The sequence below is a fragment of the Alteromonas sp. Mac1 genome, assembly GCF_001562125.1.
In the GTDB taxonomy this organism is placed as follows: domain Bacteria; phylum Pseudomonadota; class Gammaproteobacteria; order Enterobacterales; family Alteromonadaceae; genus Alteromonas; species Alteromonas stellipolaris.
Map to the genome: position 1 here is coordinate 381591 of NZ_CP013932.1, position 16091 is coordinate 397681.

Here is a 16091-nt window from a genome sequence, read left to right on the forward strand (position 1 = left end):
TATATCTAAACGAACATAGATTCGTAAAGTTTTATATATTCACCTGCAGCTCGTTCCCAAGTAAAGCGGGTGTTCATGCCTCTTTGCTGCATTTCTCTGAACTTCACTGGGTGTTCATAGTAAAACAATAAAGCGCGACGAATACAGGCAAGTAAGGCTTCAGGCCGTGGCTGTTCAAACACAAAGCCTGTGGCATCTTTGCTATGGCGATTATCCACTACAGTGTCTTTTAAGCCACCTACCGCTCGCACAATAGGGATAGTGCCGTAGGCCAAACTGTACATTTGATTTAAACCGCAAGGTTCAAACTGTGATGGCATCAAGAAAAAGTCGGCACCTGCCTCAACAAGATGCGCATGCTCTGAACTAAACCCATTAATAAACGCGAACTGAGAAGGGTTATTTTGCGCAAATTCACCTAAATCCATACACATTTTAGGATCGCCTGTGCCTACGATAACGATTTGCACATTATGCTGAACCAGTTCATCAAGAATAGGCAGAATATAGCCAAAACCTTTCTGCTCGGTAAGACGGCACACCATACCAATAAGTGGAATGCTTACATTCTTCGGCAACCCAGACTTTTCTTGTAAGGCGCTCTTACAGGTTTGCTTAGGCAGTAAGTTATCTACATCGTAGTGTTCTGGTAAGAAGGAATCAGTAGCGGGGTTCCATTGGGTATAGTCGCACCCATTTAATATGCCGGAAAGGTCGGTTTTGCGTCTAACCAAACGCTCGTGCAAACCGTGGCTGCCTAGGTCGGTTAACAGCTCTTGCGCGTAATGTGGGCTAACAGTCGTTACCTTGGTCGCAAATTCAATACCCGATTGAAGCATATTGATATAACCACCGTGAACCTGTGCCAATATACCGGGGTGATGGCGTAGAAACGGTACTTTTTCAAGCAGGTTTACCCCTTGGAACGCGGCATTGTGAATGGTAAACACGGTGCGGGTTTTATCAAAAAAACCTGTGTTATCGTAAGCCGTTAAGTATGGCAACATGGCTGTATGCCAATCGTGGCAATGAATAACATCTGGCGAATAATTAATGGCTTGAAGGGCAGCTAATACTGCGCCACTAAAGAAACAAAAGCGCTCGCCATTGTCTTCATAGGCTTCGTACGCGTTGGAGTACAAGCCTTCACGCATGAAGTATTCCGGATAATCTACAAAGTATACGGGTATGCCATGCCAGTCCATCACTCGCACTTCAAAATTATATACCTTGTATTCGGTGAATAGCGTTTGTGTTTCACATGCCGTAGGTAAGTCAAACGAGTCTGCTAATACCTTGTAGTAAGGCATAACAATGGCTACATCTTCTCCTGCGTCTTTTAATGCAAGTGGAAGTGCTTTGCCTACATCTGCTAAGCCACCTGTTTTTACCAGTTCTTCTACTTCAGAGATAGCGAATACAATTTTCACACGAATGCCTCGTATTTTATAAACGCGCCTATGGCCTCTGAATGGGCTCTATAGCTGTTGCGCGAATTAGGGCTGACATCTATTCAGCCCCATATATCGAATATAGGGGGAATTTATTTACGTTAGCACAGGCTTGAGTAAAAGTACTATTACTATGCTGCCTGATATAACGAAAATTGTGTGGTTTGTGCAGTTGTTAACACCCTTGGAAAGTGTTCAGCTAGCAGCCCTGGGTAGGGCAAGAAACGGTTAGCAACCATTTGCAACGTGCCGCTTTGACTTAGCATTTTACGGGCATCTTCAATAAATCGCTTAGTAATGGTGTAGTCGGTTTTAAGGCCAGTATGAAATGGTGGGTTGGTGACAATATGCTGTACTTTCCCCTCGATGCCATACAAACCGTTCGCAGCATGCAAGGTGGCTGATTGACCATTGGCCGCTAACGTCATCGCACTGGCATAAATTGCAAGGGCGCTAATATCTGACAGCTGCATTTTTAGGTGAGGGTAGGTAAGCATTAGGTAACTAGCAATTACCCCAGCACCACATGCAAAGTCTAATACGTTGCCACTCATACCCGAGGTATGCTTTTCTAGCAGTAGCTTGGTGCCCTTATCGAGTTCGCCATGGCTAAATACGCCAGGTAAAGAGCACACAGGCCAGCTTGTGCTGCCAATCTCATAAGTGTCGGTTTCAAGCCAAGCTTCTGGTTCAAACGCTAAGTGAGGCTGTTCAACAATGGTGGTTATTAAACTGCAGTGACGGGCAGAATCTACTTTATGGGTAACCCCGTAAGGTTGCATGAGTTTAGCCGCACTTTTAATGCCGCCTTTGTTTTCGCCTACTACATGGATACGGCCGTTTTGACCTACCATGCCTGCAGCCATACGCAATAGCATTTGAAAATGAGATTTTGCTTTAGGCAGGAAAATTAGCACGTCAGTGTGGGTATGCTCATTACGCATAAATGGCGTGAAATGATGGGTGTGCGCCCCCACTTTTTGTACTACCTCAAAGCCATCTTTGGTGATATCGCGGCTATCAAAGCTGGATGACGATATCACACGAACACATTCAGAAAATATGTCGAAGTACTGGTGCATTACCGTGACATTTTTATGCTTAAGGGCATCAAGGAAGTAGGCATCAGAAGGGTTAATAAACAACCATTCGCCTTGCTCAAAAATGTTGATATTGCGTTCTAATAGTTGGCTTTGAGGCGTTAAAATCATTACTGCGCTCGCTCGTAAATAAGATCCCAAACACCGTGACCTAGTTTTTGTCCACGGGTTTCAAATTTAGTGATAGGTCGATATTCAGGGCGAGGCACATAGGTACCTTCTTGTGCAGTATTTGCATAGCCTGAAGTAGCATGCATTACTTCGGCCATGTGTTCTGCGTAAGGTTCCCAGTCGGTAGCCATATGAAAACAGCCACCCTTTTCTAATTTGGTTAACACAAGGGCAGCAAACTCAGGCTGAACTATACGGCGCTTATGGTGACGCTTTTTATGCCAAGGGTCGGGGAAGAACAATTGCAATCGAGACAAAGCGCCATCTGGGATCATATTTTTAAGCACTTCAACCGCATCGTGATCCATCACACGCAAATTAGTTAAACCTTGTTCGCCAGCTTCAGCTAAACACGCACCTACGCCGGGTTTATGCACTTCAATGCCAATGAAATTTTTCTCAGGGGCAGCTGCGGCCATTTCAACCAATGATTTACCCATACCAAAGCCAATTTCAATGACTACTGGCGCGGTTCTGCCGAACAGCACAGATAGGTCCAGTTCAGCATTTTGGTAATCAATACCCATGGTAGGCCAAAATTCTTCAATGGCGCGAGTTTGCGCTTTTGTTAAGCGGCCTTCGCGCTTTACAAAGCTTTTAACTTTACTTACGTGAACACCAGCGGCTTCAGCCTCGGCCTGGCTTTTAAATGGCCTCATTTGTATTACCTTTCTTGCCCCAATTTACTGGTGGCGCATTATCCAGTTAGCAGCATGTTATGCAACGCTATATTTAGTAAAGAGCGCATAAAATGCGTTTTTTTTAAACATCTATACAATTGCTAAGCAGTGTAGCAAGCTTTTCGGGTTGTTCCATAAGCATCATATGACCAGCATTTTCAACTTTGTATATGTTCGCAGAGGGAATACTATCTGCCATGGTTTGTAACGAGGCAAAGGGAACAATTTCGTCATCGGTTGCTGCAATAATATTGACGGGCACTTTCGATTTCACCAGCGCTTTTACAAAATCTTCTCTTGGCGTAGTGGCCTGTGTATGAGCTAGCAACGTATTTTTACCTAAGTCTTCTGCCATTGATTGTACAACGCCCATTACATCAGCATTTTCCTGATGGGTTGGATGCACAAAACGTGCGAAATAGGCAGGGTTCTCTGGTTTAAAGTCGCCATTGCTCAGCATAGTGACCATTTGCTTACGTCTGGCTATTTCTTCTGTAGACAAGCCTTTGGCATCGTATCCAATAAGCGTAATAGAGGCTACGTGCTCCATATTTTGAGACGCCCATAACGCGGCAATGTAACCGCCCATGGAATAGCCCACAAGATGTACTTTTTCATCTTGAATGACGCGGTCAGATGTAAGCGCGAGCATGTCGTCTTTGGTGGCAGCCCATTGCAAGGGCACATAGCGACGCTGGGAAATTTTCATGCGTTGCCAAACGGGCAACCAAACACGTTCGTCGCATAAGGTTCCGGGTAAAAATAGAACAGGGGCGCTGGTGGTCACAAAGACTCCTAAAATACATTTGTACCTTCACATGCTAACATATCAGGCCATTTATCAATAAAACCTAATGGCTATTAAATGTAGCTAACGGTCATTCATTGCGCAGTTTTTATGACAAATACGGTTATACCTAATACTTTTGCTGAACGCGTGCTTGCTTGGTACGACATTCATGGCCGCAAGCATCTGCCATGGCAACAAGATATTACCCCCTATAAAGTGTGGGTATCTGAGATTATGCTACAGCAAACGCAAGTCACCACCGTCATTCCGTATTTTGAACGGTTTATGCAATCTTTCCCAAGTGTGGTGGCGCTAGCCAATGCAGCGCAAGATGACGTACTGCACCATTGGACGGGGTTAGGCTACTACGCCCGCGCTAGAAACTTACATAAAGCGGCGAAGCAAATTGTAGAGCAGTACGGCGGTACCTTTCCTGACAATATAGACGATGTAATAGCCTTGCCCGGAATAGGGCGCTCTACCGCTGGCGCGGTATTGTCTATTTCACGCAATCAGCGCCACCCCATATTAGATGGCAACGTAAAACGCGTACTTGCTCGCTTCTATGCTATTGGCGGCTGGCCTGGCCAAAAAGCAGTAGAGAATGCGCTGTGGGAGGTGGCAGAAAAAAATACGCCAGAAAAACGCAGTGCCAACTACACACAAGTGATGATGGATTTGGGAGCTATGGTATGTACCCGCAGCAAGCCAAAGTGTGATGAGTGCCCGTTACAACACGATTGCTTAGCATATGCTCAAGGGGCACAAACTGAATTTCCCGGTAAAAAGCCCAAGAAAGCCATACCAGAGCGAAGTACGTTACTTATAGTGCCGCTGTTCCAACAGCAGGTTTATTTGGAGCAGCGGCCTTCTAGCGGCTTATGGGGTGGTTTATATGGCTTTATTGAAGCTCAAGATCTACAAAGCGCCGAAGCTGAACTTGCTAAGCGAGGTATTGAAGCCAGTTCATTTGAAACCCAAACCGCGTTTAGGCATACCTTTAGCCACTTTCATTTGGATATAACACCGGTGTTTGCCGTGATAAACTCAGTACCCAGAAAGCAGGTGGCAGAACAAAAAGCCCAATGGTTTATGTTTAACGAACCTATTGAGGTAGGTTTAGCTGCCCCCACAAAGAAAATCATTCAGCAATTAGTGCATGTGCTTTAGCGCATCAAATAGGTTAAGGACATACAATGAGTAGAGTGGTATTTTGCCAACGTTTACAAAAAGAAGCCGACGGCTTGGATTTTCAGCTTTACCCCGGTGAGCTAGGAAAACGTATTTACGACAACATTTCAAAAGAAGCATGGGCCGACTGGCAAAAGAAACAAACCATGCTAATTAACGAAAATAAGTTAAATATGATGGAACCGACCGCCAGACAGTTTTTAGAACAAAGTATGTCGGCTTACTTGTTCGACGGCGTAGAACCTACAATTGAAGGCTATGTTCCGCCTGAAAAGTAATCAAAAAAGCGTATTTTGCATAAACAATGTGCAAACGGTAACAAAACCGAAAAAAAACCAACAAAAACGGTTGACTTGTTAGTCGGAAATCCGTTTAATACGCACCCACAGCGAGACAGGCAGTAAACGCCCAAACGCTAAAAGATTTTGCCTCGATAGCTCAGTTGGTAGAGCAGCGGATTGAAAATCCGCGTGTCCCTGGTTCGATCCCGGGTCGAGGCACCATTATTCGAAGAGCCCTGAACAGAAATGTTCGGGGCTTTTTTGATCTAGGCTATTGTATTAAGTTAGCGGAACACGCTGGCGTGTCCCTGCGTTTGCACCGCGCGTTACAATCCCGGGTCGAGGCACCATTATTCAGAAAGCCCTTGCAGAAATGCGAGGGCTTTTTTGATCTCGGTGGTTTAAAAACATAGAAACACGCTGGCGTGTCCCTGCGGTTGCACCGCGCGTTACAATCCCGGGTCGAGGCACCATTATTCAGGAAGCCCTTGCAGAAATGCGAGGGCTTTTTTGATCTCGGTGGTTTAAAAACATAGAAACACGCTGGCGTGTCCCTGCGGCTGCACCGCGCGTTACGACTCTAAATCAGATTCTGATTTTGCATCAAGCACTAACTGATTAACCTCTTTGATCCTATCACTGGGAGACATAGGTGTAGTGGTTGTTTGGTCTGATAATGAAGACGATTTCATAGCACTAGCATTTTGCTGAGGTTGAAACGTACTAATGCTAGATTGGCGAATGGAAGAAAAGAAGCTGTCGTATACCTTATCAAGCTGCCTATTGTAATCAGTCCAACCTTCCATCCCTACACGGAATTCTAGATTCGATTTCGCATACTCGTACAATGCATTTATATTCGTATTATTCCACTGCTGCTCTGGTGGCAAAGCTGCATCAGCGGTAACGCCGTTTATCCCAAACCCGTAGACCATAGAAAACATGGTTAGCTCCATACGTGCTTGCTCTCCCCAATCCATACCTTCTGTTGCTTTATCCCATGCGGCTTTTACATAAGCGGGGGCGTTGACAGGAGGAAAGTGAATAGTTTTACCTATGCCTATTTCAACAATACCATCATTGTTTAAGTCAACAAGGTCAGAGCCATCTGGTTGGCTTAATAGGTTTTGAGCACCTTCTTGACTAAGGGAGTCCACATCGATATTTGCTGCAAGGCTATTGGCTTTCTTTACTAATTGCAGTTCGTCGGATGACAGTGATTTCAAAAACTCTTTCGATGTAGTTGTTTGCTCATTCGCCTGGCGAAGAATGTTGCCGAAGCCAGATATTTCGTCGTCAGTTAAGGAGCGAACCTGAAGTTGATTTAACGAGGACTGACTGAATTCTGTATTGGATTTGATAATACTATCAAGCATAAGTATCTCCGTTCTAAATGAGTTCCCCCAGGCAAGCATCAATAGGACACCTGCGTTGCGGGGAAAGAGTAACGAGTTATCACACTATAAAGCGGCAACAAACCACCGATTTTCACTAAGGGGCGGAATAATCTCACCTATTCTTCAGCTGGCTATAGCCTAGTTTCAGTAATTGGTAGCAACAGCCTGAAAGGTGTTCAATAAGTGTGCCGCAACTTATATTAAAGGTAGGGAAACTGTTGTTACTAAAACCCAATAGTTACTGCTATTCAAAAATTGTAATCGTTAATGCGCATATGGCAGCTTTAGCCGTAAACCCTGTATAATAGTTAGAATGAGTGGGGCTGTTGAGGGAATTGGTTGTGAACCGTCGTAAAAAAATCATTAAAAAACTTCAGAAGAAAGATAAAAAAGCGAACGCTAAAATTCACAAGAGTAATAAGCCGGTTTATGTTTCTAAAGCTGAACGGGAAAAGCTAGCTGAGCAAGCGAATAGCGAACAATCATGTATTGAGGAAGAGGGAACTGATTCAACGAGCAATAAGGAACCATAAGTGCAGCGTCAAAATGAACAAAAATAACCTTCTATACATCCCTTCAGTCTAAATGTAACAAATGTAAAAACACTACCTTTTATCCAGAAAGTAAATGAGAATGTTTCTTATTTAGAATAACTAAACATTTAACTGGAGCCATCCTTGAAAAAACTAGTGTTCATTAGTGCAGTTTGCACACTATCTAGCGCGCTTTCCTATGCCCAAGCGCAAGAGACTGACGAAACAACTTCTGTCGAAAAAATCTCTGTAGTAGGTGCTACAACAAACCTAAGTATTACTGCTGAAGACATCGAGCAATACCAAGCTAATGATCTCGCTGATATATTTCGTAACTCGCCTTCAATTAGTGTCGGCGGTTCGGTAGGCGTGGCGCAAAAAATATATATCCGTGGCCTAGAAGACGCTTATTTAAATGTCACCGTTGATGGTGCGCAGCAAACGTCAACCCTGTTTCACCATATTGGCCGAGTAACTATCGATCCAGATTTACTGCAGCAAATTGATGTACAAGCAGGCGCTGGTGAAGCAACTAGTGGCCCTGGCGCAATTGGTGGTTCAATTCGATTTAAAACCAAAGATGCTGACGACCTTTTAGCTAAAGGTGAGCAATTTGGTGGCCGAGTTAAAGCAAGCTACTTTTCGAACGACGGCACCCGCTATAGCGGTAGCCTTTACGGTAAGCTAAGTGATACATGGGGCGTGCTAGGTTATTACAGCACAGTCGATCGCGATAACATGGAAGATGGCGACGGTAACGAAATTTACGGTACAGCAGCCGATCAAGACATGTTGTTCTTTAAAGCCAGTGGTGATATTGCTGAAAACCATTACTTGTCGTTAAGTGTTGAGCAGCGTGATGAAGAAGGTGAGTTTTCTGCCCGCCCTAACTGGGTAGTCTTGGAAGGCGCAGCACTTTACCCAAGTGAAGCACAGCGTGATACTTATGTAGCTAACTACCGTTTCGCGCACAGCGATATGGTGTACTTAGAAGCCACGGCCTATCAAACCGATTCTTCATTCCAAGGCGGTCGTTTTAACTGGTTAGCTGAAATCGACACTTACGGTTTCGATATTCGCAATACCAGTGAAACTGCCAAGCATAAGTTTGTGTACGGGGTAGATTATCGCAGTGATGAAGTTACAAGTGGTTCTGCTGGCGGTACAACAGATAACGCAGAAGAAAGCAGCGTAATGGGCATCTACGCTCAAGGTTACAGCGACATTACGCCTGAACTATTACTTAGCTACGGTGTGCGCTACGACGATTATGACTTCCAGCAACGCATTTTACTCGAAGAGTATTACGGTACACCAGTTACTGACAGCGAAGCTTCACTAGACGACTCTGAACTAAGCTTCAATATTGGTGTTGCTTATCAGCTGACAGAAGCTTGGACCTTAGGGTTAGGTTATGCCGAAGCCGCCAGAGGAAAAGAGATTGGCGATGGTTTCACTATCGACGGTTACCTTTACGATGGCTCAGATATTCCAGTGGTTGCTGATGATTTAGTGCCAGAAACGGTTCAAAACATTGAAGCCTCAATTGAGTACAGCGCTAATAACCTAAATGCGAGATTAAGCGTTTATAACTCAACCCTAGATGATGTGATTTTTGAAGGTTACGAAGGCAATTCTGTTTTCAATAACATTGGTACGGTAGAAAGCAGCGGTATTGAATTCGACCTTGCCTATCGCGTAGATTCATTCGACTTTTTCTTTGGTTTCTCAACTGCTGATAGTGAACTTGACCCAAGAGATGGCATTTACAACGTAGACTACTCGTCAATTGATTTGAACGGTTATGAATTTGTGGGCTTAGGTAATAGCCGCGGCGATACTATAGTGGTTGGCGTAGATTACACGGTTAACGCCGATATTAGCGTAGGTACAAGTATTAGACAGGTTAGGTCTATTGATATTGATACCTTGCATCAGGCGGTTGATTTGGGTTGGACAGACAGTTTGTATAGCTTGAACAAACCAAGCTACACCCTTGTTGACTTGTATGGTGAGTGGCAGGCCACAAGCAATATTCTGGTTAACCTAGCAGTGTCTAACTTGTTTGATGAGTACTACATCGACCATTCAAGTGTAGGTGACTACAGTGAAGTGTTTGCTACTGTTATCGGCCCCCATGAAGCAGGTAGGGATATTAGACTATCAGTATCTTATAACTTCTAGTACGCGTAAGTTATGAGTGCTAAATCTATAAAGAAGTGGGTCTTTTGGGCCCACCTTATTGCCGGCTTAATTGCCGGCATATTTGTTTTATGTATGTCCTTTACGGGGGTACTACTGACCTATGAACGGCAAATCGTTGAGTTTAGCGAAAGACGGTACGACGTAGAGCCTATACACGTAAATACGAATTCAGCTAAACAAAAAAACGAGCTTGCTAGCACTGAAGTCAGCTCAGGTAACAGCTCAGGTACCAGCACTGGCAGCAGCACCCGCATTAGTACCGATGATGTGGTGTCGATACTGCAAACGCTTAAACCTGATGAACCGCATATTTATGTTCGTTTGGTAAATCAAGAAGGTGCGGCTATTCCTGCATGGGCAGGCCGGCACAGCTTTTTACTACACCCTTACACCGGTGAAGTGCTTCGAGAAGGCGAGGGTTCTGTGGGTGAATTTTTTCACTTGGTCACCGACTTTCATCGCTATTTATCTCTTGCAGGTGACTATCGGGTAATAGGCAAAAACATCACGGCATACGCCAATCTTGTGTTTATCTTTTTGATCGTAAGTGGCCTTTATTTATGGCTACCCAAGCGTTTCAATTTAAGAGCCTTTAAACAGCAAATCCTATTACCCAAAACCTATCAAAATTCACATCATAGAAATCGGCAATGGCATTTTGTCTTCGGTATTTGGTGTTTAATACCGCTATTTGTTATTGCGTTAACAGCTACTATTTTCCATTTCGATTGGGCAAATAAAGCCATATACGGTGCCTTTGGCGAAAGTATACCTGCACGAGAGCAGCATGAGGAAATTACCAGTTTAGCGGCAGATATAGTGCCTTATGAAACGCTCTTTAAAGCAGCCCAGCAACATGCCAATGCGAATAGGTACGAAGATTGGTATTCAATGTGGATGGAAATAGGTGAGCATAAACACGAAGCCCGTTTCTTCATTGATAAAAGCATTGGGCATAGACAAGAACTCGCTTATTCGCTTTTTTTCGATACCCAAACAGGCGAAGTAACTCAGGTACTAAGAAAACAAGATTGGTCTCTTGGCGGGCAAGCCTGGGGTACCGCACGTTTTCTACATACCGGTGAATACTTTGGGGTTGTTGGTCAAACTGTGGCGGGGGGAGTGTCATTGTTTGCGTGTATGCTGGTTTATACCGGTATTGTGCTGGCGTGGCGCAGATTAATAACTGAACCTAGACGACGACAACGCAACGCTGAATTACAACCTTAACAATATGACAATAATTGGGCACACAGGGGTGTGAGTGAGCTGTGACGTTTAGGAACGCGGTAATTCAATTTGAATTTTTAGCCCGCTTCGCTGCCCAGCTTTATGCTTTTCGCTCTGGGCTTCATTTATATAGCTCTGGGCTTCCACTATATAGCTCTGAGCTTCATTTATATGGCTCTGGGCTTCATTTATATGGCTCTGGGCAGTATCCGTATAGTTTTGAGCCTTGATACTGCCGCCTACGGCTTCAATTTGTCGGTGGGCTAACGCCAAACCTAAACCAAAGCCAGTGCTTTGCGATGAATCTATTCGTTCGCCAATGGATGCTCTGGCTTTATCCACCCGAAAGAATGGCTTAAAAATGTCCCCAAGCATATGTTCAGGCACGCCAGGGCCATTATCTTTCACACACAACTGGTAGCCCTGTTCGGAGGTGGTGAGCATAACTTCTACTTCCGATTTTTCAGGCGTATGGCGTAATGCGTTACGAACAATATTCTCTATCGCTTGGCCCAATGCTATTTGGCTGCTTTGAGTTAACGGCGCTTTTTCTGGCAGCGTGCTAACAAGGTTTTTGTCAGGGTATTCGAATCGGGCGTCTTCACAAATAACCTGTATTAATTCCACCAAATCAAAGTCATCAGCATTTAGCTGTGGCGATTCTGTGTTCAACCACGCAAGGGTAAGCGTATCTTCAACTAAATTGCGCATGGTAGAGGCTTCGTAGCGAAGCCGAGCTAACGCTTGTTGCGGGTTAATTTGTTGCTCTACAAAATCAACTGCCATATCTATGCGGGTTAGTGGTGTACGTAACTCATGAGATAAATCTGCCAGTAACTGGCGTTGATTATAAATAAGTTTGCTGGTTCTATCGGCCATTTTATCGAAAGTAACGGCTAAGCGGGTAAGTTCGTCATTACGCTCAAGTAGCGACGCATTGGTTCTTACATCATAATGACCCGCACTGAATGATTTGGTAACGTTTTCCAGCTTTCTTAACGGCGACATTACATGGCGGTATAACACTAAACTTAATATGCACAGTAATATTAGCGGCAACGCAATTTGAAGCAGTGCGTTGGCATACAGCAACATCGCTCCAGGGCGCATACGCTGGGGCAATTCAATTAAAAGGTGTGTGCTCGCATCGGCAAAGGGGATTTCCATCACGGGGTTTTGTTGAAAGTATAAGTGTATTTTCCATTCCACACTTCTGCCGTATTGGAAACGGTCGAAAAACGGTTTGTAAAGGCTGGATCCAGCCAAAGGCGTAATATCTGAATTGACTACACCCACCCACGTTTGCTCTTTTTCTTGAAGCATCTTAAGCCAAACCGACAGGGCTTCTTCACCTTTATTTTTCCAAATTTCATCGGCTTCTTTTCCGTAATCTAGCAATTGCTGCTGATGTTTCTGTGCAATAAAGCTCATGCTAGATTCGGTATGGTTAGTTAACCAATCTATGGCCCAAAAAAGCAGTACGGTACCTACGCCAATTACAGTACACATACGCCAAAACAGGGTGTACTTCATGAAAAGCGATAGCCTTTGCCATGCAAGGTAGAAAGCCTTTCTGGTGGCATACCTGCTTCTACTAGCTTTTTACGCACGCGACTAATGTGCATATCTAAACTTCTATCATAACGACTGAATGGCCTGTTAAGCACACTTTGATACAAGAAGGCTTTGGTCATCACTTCATGATGGTTTTCTAGTAGCACCCATAGTAACTTAAATTGAATGGGGGTGAGCTCAACGCCGTTCCCCGAAAAGCGAACATCTTGCTTAATTCGGTTAAGTTGAAGCTCATCAATGATTAACTGTGAAGCTTGTTTGGGGGGAGCGATGTCTCGCTGGCTACGGCGTAACAAAGCCTCTATCCTAAGCATCATTTCTGTAAAGTTAAACGGCTTAGGTAAGTAATCATCAGCGCCTTTTCTATAGCCTTCAATGCGCTCTTGTTCAGCACCACTGGCGGTAATCATCATTACAGGAGTATGTTTAACTTTTCGAATTTGATTCAAAACAGCCAAGCCATTAAGCGAAGGCAATAAGATATCGAGTAAAATGAGATCGAAGCTTTCCTGCAGCGCCGTTAGCAAGCCTTTATGGCCATCTAAGCACTGGGTAGTGGTAAACCCTTTTTCTTTTAGCAGCATAGCTACCTGATCGCTAAGGGTTATATCGTCTTCTATTATCAAAATGCGAGCGGCAGACATAATATGTACCAAAGTTGTGAGTCTGTATGCTATTGATAATTGTTCTTATTTGCAAGTTGCTTGAGGTATCGCTTCCAAACATTAAGTATATTTGCTACTTTCAGCACACATTACGCAATATTGTACACTCGTACTTTTATCTTTTTTCTTCATCTTAAAACGGCAAGGACTAGTAATGCCCTCTCATTTTCTTAATTCGCTTTTTATTGTGTTGAGCGTGCTTTTTACCATTGTTGGGTGTAGTAATAACCCCTCGCAAACGTCAACAGACGGGGCTTCAGTGAACGAAGATGAATCTGCAATTACCCTAACAGGTACTTGGCAGGTGGAAAGCATCGACATGGGCGGCATTATCGATAGCAGTATGATGACCGTGGAGTTGGTAACAAAAAATCGAATTTCAGGCTTTACTGGCTGTAATCAATTTTCGGGCATACTTAATTTAAAAGCGGGCGAATTAGCAGAAGGTGAGTTTGCAACATCTAAATTGGTAACGACTCGCCGCGCATGTGTAGGTGCCATGTCAGCGCAAGAGCAGCGCTTTGTGAAAGCACTAGAAACGGCCAGTCGTTACGAAATTCAAAAGGGCACTATTCAAAAGGGCGCTTGGTTGGTTATTTATGATAACGCCGGTAAACAAAGGCTGAAGTTAATAAGAATGTCAGCACAAGACACGGCGAAGAATGAAAAAATGGATATAGCGACCACGGGAACGCATCAGTTTAATTGTGCAACCGCAGGAAACATTGTGGTGCGCTTTTTAAGCCCAGAAACAATCAAGCTATCTGAAAAAGGTAATATTCATATATTGCAGCGTACGCGTTCAGCCTCAGGGGCGCGTTATATCGGTATGAATACAGAATTTTGGAACAAGGGGAATTCAGCCGTTCTTAGCCTACAAAACCAATCGTATTCATGCACTAAGTAATTGAACTAGGTTATTTGAGTTCATATCCACAGGTTACATCTACAGTTCGCCGACTTTTATAGGTTTTTTTGCACATATAACAGTTTTTCGCATCTCGTTACTTGCCAACTTTCCAAATTGGGTACTACGCTTAGTCCATATTGTAATCAACATTGACTAACGCGTTGCCTACTTACTTCTTATTAATTTAAGAGTAAGTACCTTTATGACATTGAACACACATCATGCACATTTCACTCGGTTAAATCTGGAGTGATGAAGGAGTAGTGGCAAGGTATAAGGAGATCCTTTTGCATTCAAACGTGGAAAGTTCATCTACACAATCAGAAAGTAGCAATAATATTTATCTGGCAGGCGCAGTGGTAGGGCTATTGGCATCTTGGGCGCTGTTCTTTTTTGGCTCAGCGCTTTTCGGCTTTATTTTGCTTACGGTGGTACTAATAGGCTTTGTTGCTTACGCATCAAGTAAGAGAACATCGTCTGATGCCAATTCCTCTATTGAAGAAACATATTCCAGCACGGCTCATGTGGAAGATAATATTGCATTAGCAGGGGGAGAGATTGCCCACTCGCTATCAATATGTGAGGGAAACCTGTCTTCTATTAAAACAACTCAAGATGATGCGGTTGTTACCCTTAGTCAAGCCTTTACCAGCTTAAAAGACCTCGTAGCTGCACAGGTTAATTGTATTGATGCTCTGCTTAGTATCGATGCAACAAACAACACCGCTTACTCAGATAAAATGCGCAATTTTGCTGAAAATACCGATAGCACTCTTGTGAGTTTTATCGATTCTACCGAAAAAATGTCGTCTTCAACACAGCATTTAATGAGCCAAGTACAAACCATTCAACAAGCAATGCCCACGGTTATTGATGCCCTTAGTGGAATAGACGATATTTCAGCTCAAACTAATTTGTTAGCGTTAAATGCAGCCATAGAAGCAGCGCGGGCCGGTGAAGCTGGAAGAGGTTTTGCCGTGGTGGCGGATGAAGTAAGAGCCCTGTCTACCCGCTCAACCCAATTCAGTGATGTTATTAAGAAGCAGGTAGAGAATATTAAAGGGTTGGTAGACAAGCTCACCGAAACCGCCGAATTTGTTGCTTCTCAAGACATTTCCCATGTGGTTGAAGCCAAAAATCATATCAGTAAAGAGCTAAAAGACATTATTCGTAAAGCAGAATCAGACCAAGTTACCACTAAGCAACTAGAGGGTATTGGACAACAACTAGATGATGCAATAAATAACGCGATAAGAGGTATGCAGTTTGGCGATATAAATGGCCAGCACATTGATTATACGAAAGATATTGTAAAATTTATTATCGAGCGACTCCAACAACTAGAGCCTGAAAATTTAGAGGCTTTTGCTTCTGAATTAAAGGCTTACCAACAAGCGCTTGCCCAACGAGGAAAAACCGACCACAACCCAGTTTCTGCAACATCCATGCAGTCGGGAGAGGTAGAGTTATTCTAGGGTACAAAGGATTTTGACATTAAATGTAGTTACTTTTAGGCAGTTAGGGAATAGAAAGTATGAGCAAGCATATTTTAGTAGTTGACGATTCTATATCAATTCGTCAGATGGTAGAGATGACCTTAAAAGGTGCTGGCTACACAGTTACCACCGCACAAGATGGTCAAGAAGCATTAGACAAATGTAAGTCTCAGCAATTTGGATTTGTATTGACCGATCAAAACATGCCCCGCATGGACGGTTTAACACTTATCAAAAACTTGCGTAGTTTAAGCGGTTTTAATCGCACGCCTATTGTCATGCTTACCACGGAAGCGGGCCCAGAGATGAAAGCCAAAGGGAAAGCGGCGGGCGCTACAGGTTGGATGGTGAAACCTTTCGATCCTAATAAGCTGCTAGATGTGACAAAGCGCGTTTTAGGCTAATCCTTTTCACAT

15 protein-coding genes and 1 tRNA gene are annotated in these 16091 nt (G+C 43.8%); 9 read left to right on the forward strand and 7 right to left on the reverse strand.

Going from position 1 to position 16091, the window contains the following annotated elements; translation table 11 throughout:
* Positions 1-5 precede the first annotated feature (5 nt).
* The 4 genes from glgA to AV939_RS01535 all read right to left on the reverse strand — a co-directional run bounded on the left by glgA (position 6) and on the right by AV939_RS01535 (position 4189).
* Complete coding sequence (gene glgA / locus AV939_RS01520) at positions 6-1430, reverse strand: glycogen synthase GlgA (RefSeq protein WP_057794551.1); 1425 nt, start codon at positions 1428-1430, stop codon at positions 6-8.
* A gap of 152 nt (positions 1431-1582) precedes the next feature.
* A complete protein-coding gene (locus AV939_RS01525; protein ID WP_057794549.1) occupies positions 1583-2662 on the reverse strand; it encodes a methyltransferase in 1080 nt (359 codons plus the stop codon).
* Positions 2662-3381, reverse strand: coding sequence for a tRNA (guanosine(46)-N7)-methyltransferase TrmB (gene trmB / locus AV939_RS01530; RefSeq protein ID WP_057794547.1), 720 nt, complete (start codon positions 3379-3381; stop codon positions 2662-2664). Before trmB ends, AV939_RS01525 begins: the two co-directional genes overlap by 1 nt.
* 103 nt (positions 3382-3484) lie before the next feature.
* Entirely contained in the window at positions 3485-4189 is a 705-nt protein-coding gene (locus AV939_RS01535; protein WP_057794545.1) for an alpha/beta fold hydrolase, read from the reverse strand.
* 111 nt (positions 4190-4300) lie between these two features.
* On the opposite strand from AV939_RS01535, the gene mutY reads away from it, so the two are divergent.
* The 3 genes from mutY to AV939_RS01550 all read left to right on the forward strand — a co-directional run bounded on the left by mutY (position 4301) and on the right by AV939_RS01550 (position 5886).
* Positions 4301-5362, forward strand: coding sequence for an A/G-specific adenine glycosylase (gene mutY, locus AV939_RS01540; RefSeq protein WP_057794543.1), 1062 nt, complete (start codon positions 4301-4303; stop codon positions 5360-5362).
* 26 nt (positions 5363-5388) lie between these two features.
* Entirely contained in the window at positions 5389-5661 is a 273-nt protein-coding gene (locus tag AV939_RS01545) for an oxidative damage protection protein (protein WP_013785835.1), read from the forward strand.
* A gap of 149 nt (positions 5662-5810) precedes the next feature.
* Positions 5811-5886, forward strand: a tRNA-Phe gene (locus AV939_RS01550).
* Positions 5887-6236: 350 nt separating this feature from the next.
* On the opposite strand, the gene AV939_RS01555 is transcribed toward AV939_RS01550, so the two are convergent.
* Positions 6237-7040: a hypothetical protein gene (locus AV939_RS01555; protein WP_057794541.1), complete on the reverse strand. Its 804-nt coding sequence runs from the start codon at positions 7038-7040 to the stop codon at positions 6237-6239.
* Positions 7041-7402: 362 nt separating this feature from the next.
* On the opposite strand from AV939_RS01555, the gene AV939_RS01560 reads away from it, so the two are divergent.
* The 3 genes from AV939_RS01560 (at position 7403) to AV939_RS01570 (ending at position 11029) form a co-directional block, all read left to right on the forward strand.
* Positions 7403-7594 carry a DUF2986 domain-containing protein gene (locus tag AV939_RS01560; RefSeq protein WP_057794539.1) on the forward strand — a complete coding sequence of 64 codons (192 nt, stop codon included), beginning with the start codon at positions 7403-7405 and terminating at the stop codon, positions 7592-7594.
* Positions 7595-7738: 144 nt separating this feature from the next.
* Positions 7739-9778 carry a TonB-dependent receptor gene (locus tag AV939_RS01565; protein ID WP_057794537.1) on the forward strand — a complete coding sequence of 680 codons (2040 nt, stop codon included), beginning with the start codon at positions 7739-7741 and terminating at the stop codon, positions 9776-9778.
* A gap of 12 nt (positions 9779-9790) precedes the next feature.
* A complete protein-coding gene (locus AV939_RS01570; RefSeq protein WP_057794536.1) occupies positions 9791-11029 on the forward strand; it encodes a PepSY-associated TM helix domain-containing protein in 1239 nt (412 codons plus the stop codon).
* Between the two features lie 48 nt (positions 11030-11077).
* On the opposite strand, the gene AV939_RS01575 is transcribed toward AV939_RS01570, so the two are convergent.
* Together AV939_RS01575 and AV939_RS01580 are read right to left on the reverse strand one after the other, a co-directional pair.
* Entirely contained in the window at positions 11078-12562 is a 1485-nt protein-coding gene (locus AV939_RS01575; protein ID WP_231751152.1) for a sensor histidine kinase, read from the reverse strand.
* The gene (locus AV939_RS01580; protein WP_057794534.1) at positions 12559-13248 is read right to left on the reverse strand and encodes a response regulator transcription factor; all 690 of its coding nucleotides are present in this window, start codon (positions 13246-13248) and stop codon (positions 12559-12561) included. Before AV939_RS01580 ends, AV939_RS01575 begins: the two co-directional genes overlap by 4 nt.
* Positions 13249-13423: 175 nt before the next feature.
* Here AV939_RS01580 and AV939_RS01585 point away from each other — a divergent pair, with 175 nt between their 5' ends.
* The 3 genes from AV939_RS01585 (at position 13424) to AV939_RS01595 (ending at position 16079) form a co-directional block, all read left to right on the forward strand.
* Positions 13424-14176, forward strand: coding sequence for an META domain-containing protein (locus tag AV939_RS01585; RefSeq protein WP_057794532.1), 753 nt, complete (start codon positions 13424-13426; stop codon positions 14174-14176).
* Between the two features lie 290 nt (positions 14177-14466).
* A complete protein-coding gene (locus AV939_RS20455; protein WP_057794529.1) occupies positions 14467-15654 on the forward strand; it encodes a methyl-accepting chemotaxis protein in 1188 nt (395 codons plus the stop codon).
* A gap of 59 nt (positions 15655-15713) precedes the next feature.
* A complete protein-coding gene (locus tag AV939_RS01595; protein ID WP_013785776.1) occupies positions 15714-16079 on the forward strand; it encodes a response regulator in 366 nt (121 codons plus the stop codon).
* Positions 16080-16091 lie beyond the last annotated feature (12 nt).